The organism is Adlercreutzia muris (assembly GCF_008831045.1).
GTDB lineage: Bacteria > Actinomycetota > Coriobacteriia > Coriobacteriales > Eggerthellaceae > Adlercreutzia > Adlercreutzia muris.
Genome location: NZ_WAJS01000063.1, coordinates 1 through 4,909, shown reverse-complemented (window position 1 = coordinate 4,909; position 4,909 = coordinate 1). Strand labels below are relative to the sequence as shown.

Annotated in this window: 3 protein-coding genes; all 3 read left to right on the top strand. The window is 67.7% G+C overall.

The window, feature by feature from the left end:
* The coding region (gene rho, locus F8D48_RS11225; protein ID WP_420884883.1) for a transcription termination factor Rho at positions 1–1,594 on the top strand (1,594 nt) is incomplete at its 5' end.
* Between the two features lie 18 nt (positions 1,595–1,612).
* Complete coding sequence (gene sppA, locus F8D48_RS11220) at positions 1,613–2,746, top strand: signal peptide peptidase SppA (protein ID WP_151432104.1); 1,134 nt, start codon at positions 1,613–1,615, stop codon at positions 2,744–2,746.
* The gene (locus F8D48_RS11215; protein WP_276536416.1) at positions 2,739–4,751 is read left to right on the top strand and encodes a class I tRNA ligase family protein; all 2,013 of its coding nucleotides are present in this window, start codon (positions 2,739–2,741) and stop codon (positions 4,749–4,751) included. Before sppA ends, F8D48_RS11215 begins: the two co-directional genes overlap by 8 nt.
* Positions 4,752–4,909: the final 158 nt, after the last annotated feature.

Below are 4,909 nucleotides of genomic sequence, written 5' to 3'. Positions count from 1 at the left end.
GGCCCCCAAGGTGCGCCGGGCTCGCAAGAAGGTCGGGTCCGCCGAAGCCGAGGCGGCCGGCGCCCCCGAGGCGCCCGCTGCGGGCGAGGGGGAGGCCGACGGTGCCAAGGAGGGCGACCGCAAGGCCACGGTGGTGCGCAAGCACGGCCGCGGCGAGCGCCCCGACGACCGGGGGGAGCGCCGTCAGAGCGGTGGCCAGAGCAGCGCGGGCAAGCAGAACGGGCAGGGGCAGAACGGCAAGAAGGGCCACGACCGCAACAACCGCCGCCAGCGCCACGAGAACCGCAATCGCGAGCCCCAGCCCTCGGTGACCCGGGAGGAGCTGGCCGAGCTCAAGGTGGCCGAGCTGCGCGCGAAGGCCGCCGAGCTCGGCGTGGAGGGGACGGCCCTCAAGAAGGCCGAGCTCGTGGAGGCCATCTACGAGGCCACCTGCAAGGCCGAGGGCTTCACCGAGGTCACGGGCGTGTTGGACATCATGGGCGACGGCTACGGCTTTCTGCGCACCTCCGGCTACCTGCCCGGCGAGAACGACATCTACGTGGGACTTGCCACCATCCGCAAGAACAACCTGCGCAAGGGCGACATGGTCACCGGCACCACGCGCCCGGCCCGTCCCAACGATAAGTTCGCCGCCCTGCAGAAGGTGAGCCTCGTGAACGGCATGGCCCCCGAGGTCATGGCCCTGCGCCCGAAGTTCTCCGAGCTCACGCCCATCTTCCCCGATGAGCGCCTGTGGATGGAGCACGGCAAGACCACCACGACGGCCCGGGTCATCGACCTGACGGCCCCCATCGGCAAGGGCCAGCGCGGCCTCATCGTCTCGCCGCCCAAGGCCGGCAAGACCACGGTGCTCAAGGACATCGCGGCGGCCATCTCGGCCAACAATCCCGAGGTGCACCTCATGTACCTCGGCATCGACGAGCGCCCCGAGGAGGCCACGGACATGGAGCGCTCCATCCGCGGCGAAGTGGTATCCTCCACCTTCGACATGCCCGCCGACAACCACATCCAGGTGGCCGAACTGGTCATCGAGCGCGCCAAGCGCCTCGTGGAGCAGGGCAAGGATGTGGTCATTCTCCTGGATTCCATCACCCGTCTGGCCCGCGCCTACAACCTGGCCCAGCCGGCCAGCGGCCGCATCCTCTCGGGCGGCGTCGACTCCACGGCCCTCTACCCGCCCAAGCGCTTCCTCGGCGCCGCCCGCAACATCGAGCACGGCGGCAGCCTCACTATCTTGGCCTCGGCCCTCATCGACACGGGGTCGAAGATGGACGAGGTGATCTTCGAGGAGTTCAAGGGCACCGGCAACATGGAGTTGAAGCTGGATCGCAACCTGGCGGATCGCCGTATCTTCCCGGCCATCGACCCCATCTCCTCGGGCACCCGCAAGGAGGAGCTGCTGCTGGAGCCCCAGGAGGCGCCGCTCATCTGGGCCGTGCGCCGCATCCTGTCGAACACCAATTCCACGGAGCGGGCCATGGACATGCTCATCAAGTCGCTCAAGCAGACGGGCTCCAATCAGGAGTTTCTCATCCGCACGGCGAAGAAGGCCCAGACCCAGCAAGGGCGCTCCGACGACAACTTCGAACTGTAGAAGGCACGGGATCTCGCCATGACCGATCAGAACCATTGGCCCAACGCCGCCTGGGGCACCCCGGGCGGCCAGCCCGCACCAGTCCAGGCCGCACCGCAGCCCACGCCGGCGGCGCAGGCCGCTCCGGCTCCCGGGGCCCAGCCGGGCACCTACGGGACCGGCACCGCCGCCCCTGACCCGGGGTGGTGTGCTTCCGCCTACGGGGCGCCGCCCGCGCCGGCCGCCGCACCCAAGCGCCGCGGCTGGATCGTGGGCCTGGCCGCCGTGCTCTCCTTTTTCATTCTGGGGCTTTTCTCCATCGGGTCGTGCACCGCGGTGATGACCGCCCCCATGGGGGCCCTCTCCTACGATTCGCCCTCGTGGGCCGATACGGTCACGGGCGATACCGTGGGCATCATCAGCATCGACGGCACCATCCAGTACGACGGCTCCACGTCGAGCCCCGAGGGGCTGAAGGCCCAGCTGGACGCCGCCGAGCAGAACCCGCACATCAAGGCGGTGGTGCTGCGGGTGAACTCTGGAGGAGGGGTGGCCACGGCCGGCGAGGAGATGGCCCGCTACGTGCGCGATTTCTCCAAGCCGGTGGTGGTGTCCTGCGCCTCGCTCGACGCCAGCGCCGCCTACATGATCTCCTCCCAGGCCGACTACATCTACACGGCCGAGACCTCGGCAGTGGGCTCCATCGGCGTCATCATGTCGGTGACCGACCTGTCGGGCCTCTACGAGAAGCTGGGCATCTCCGTGGACAACATCACCTCGGCCGACGCCAAGGACGCCGGGGGCGGGGATCGGCCCCTCACCGAGGAGGAACGCGCCTGGTACCAGGCCCAGGTCGACCAGATCAACGACGTGTTCATCGCCACCGTAGCCGAGGGCCGCTCTATGACCGAGGACGAGGTGCGCGCCCTGGCCACGGGACTCACCTTCACGGGCATCGATGCCGTGGGCAACGGCTTAGCCGACGAGATCGGCACCTTGGAGATGGCCGTGGAGAAAGCGGCGTCCCTCGCCGGCGTGGCCGACGCAGATACCGTGTACTTGCAGGATTCCTCGAGCGATCTGGGGCGGCTGCTCGATATCATGGGCACCGAGGACGAGGCCACCGTGACCGATATGCTGAAGGAGCTGGAAGACCGTGTCGGACTTGAGTAGCAGAACCCGCGTGGAATGGCCGGCCCGGGCCGTGGTGACGGCCGGCATGCCCTACGGCAACAAGCCCCTGCACTTCGGGCACATCGGCGGCGTCTTCGTGCCCGCCGACGCCTTCGCCCGTTTCCTGCGCGATCGCATCGGCGCCGAGAACGTGCGCTTCGTGTCGGGCACCGACTGCTTCGGCAGCCCCATCAACGAGGGCTACCGCAAGCTCGTGGAGACCGGGGAGTTCTCGGGCACCATCGCCGACTATGTACTGGCCAACCATGAGCGCCAGGCCTCTACCTTGGAGGCCTTCCAGGTGAGCCTGGACATCTACGACGGCAGCGGCATCGGGCATGCCGCCGACGTGCACCAGATGATCACGAACCAGTTCATCGAGCGCCTGCACGGCTGCGGTCACCTGAAGCTCGATTCCACGCTTCAGTTCTACGATGCCGAGGCCGGCACCTTTCTGAACGGCCGCCAGGTCCAGGGGCGCTGCCCCGTGCAGGGCTGCAAGTCCGAGCACGGCTACGCCGACGAGTGCGACCTGGGCCATCAGTACGCGCCCGCGGACCTCATCGCGCCCGTATCCACCCTCACGGGCACTGCGCCGGAGATGCGCCCGGTGGAGAACTGGTACTTCGACCTGCCCGACTTCGACGGCTTTCTGAAGGAGCGGGTGGAGGCCCTGCGCGCCGATTCCGAGGTGCGCCCGGTGGTGCCCCAGACCATCGCCGAGTTTCTGGCGCCCCCGGTCATCTTCGTGAAGAACGAGCACCTGGACGAGTACCGGGCCCTGGCCGACCGTCTGCCGCCCCACCAGTTCCGCGCGGCCGAGGGGGGCAAATCCTCCTTCGAGATCGAGTTTTCCGATATCACGGCCCGCGACGCGGCCCGTGCAGTCCTGGCTCCCGCCGGCATCCGCTTCCGCACCTCGAAGACCCTCGTGCCCTTCCGCATTACGGGCAACATCGAATGGGGCGTGGCGGCGCCGGTCATCGACGGGGTGGAGGGGCTCACCGTGTGGTGCTGGCCCGAATCGCTGTGGGCGCCCATCTCGTTCACCATCGCCGCCAACGACGAGCAGGGCCTGCCGCGCGGAAGCTGGCGCGACTTCTGGTGCTCCGACGAGGCCCGGGTCTACCAGTTCATCGGCCAGGACAACCTGTACTTCTACGGCGTGGCCCAGCCGGCCCTGTGGGAGGCTCTGGGCGAGGGCGGCCTGTTCGACGACGGCGAGGACTCCCGCCTGCGCCAGACGACGCTCGTGGCCAACCACCACATGCTCTTCGGGAAGAAGAAGGCGTCCTCCTCGGGCGCGGTGAAGCCACCCACGGGCGAGCAGTTGCTGGAGCACTACACCGCCGAGCAGCTGCGGGCCCACTTCCTGGCCCTCGGCCTCGACCAGAAGTCCGTGGGGTTTTCACCGAAGCCCTTCGATCCGGACGAGGCCAAGCGCACCGACTCGCGCTATGCCGATCCGGCCCTGAAGGAGGGGGCGCTGCTCACCAACGTGTTCAACCGCCTGGCCCGCAGCTGCTTCTACGAGGCGGGCAAGAACTTCGATGGCTGCATGCCCCTGGGCCGTGTGACGAGCGAGGTACGCACCCGCGCCTTCACGGCCCTCGTCGATTACGAGGAGCGCATGCACCGGGTGGAGCTGCACCGGGTGATGTCGGTGTGCGACGAGTTTATCCGCTGGTCGAACAAGTGGTGGGCCGATGGCATCAAGGCCGCCGAGGAGAGCGGGGACGAGCAGGCCCGTCGCCAGGTGCTCGTGGACTCGTTCTACCTGCTGCGGGTGGCCACCCTGCTCATGCACCCCGTCGTGCCGGCCGGCTGCGAGAAGATCTGCGACTACCTGAGCTTTGGCTTCGACGAGTTCTTCAGCTGGAACTACGACTTCGACTCCAACGAGGAGCTGTGCCCGGCCATGGAGATCGATGCCGGCGTCCACCGCATCCACGAGCTGCCACCGCGCTTCGACTTCTTCCGCAAGCACGAGAGCCAGTACAAGTAGGGCCTCGTTTACAGCGTCCCAGTATCTTCTAGGGTTAAGGCTCAAAAAGTGTGCTCTTAGCATTATTCACTGTCTGTACCGGGTTGGCATGTGGAACTCGTTCCAGTCGATGCCGGACCCGTACTCCTCGGGAGCCCCGTCATCCCGCCCGCGCTTGC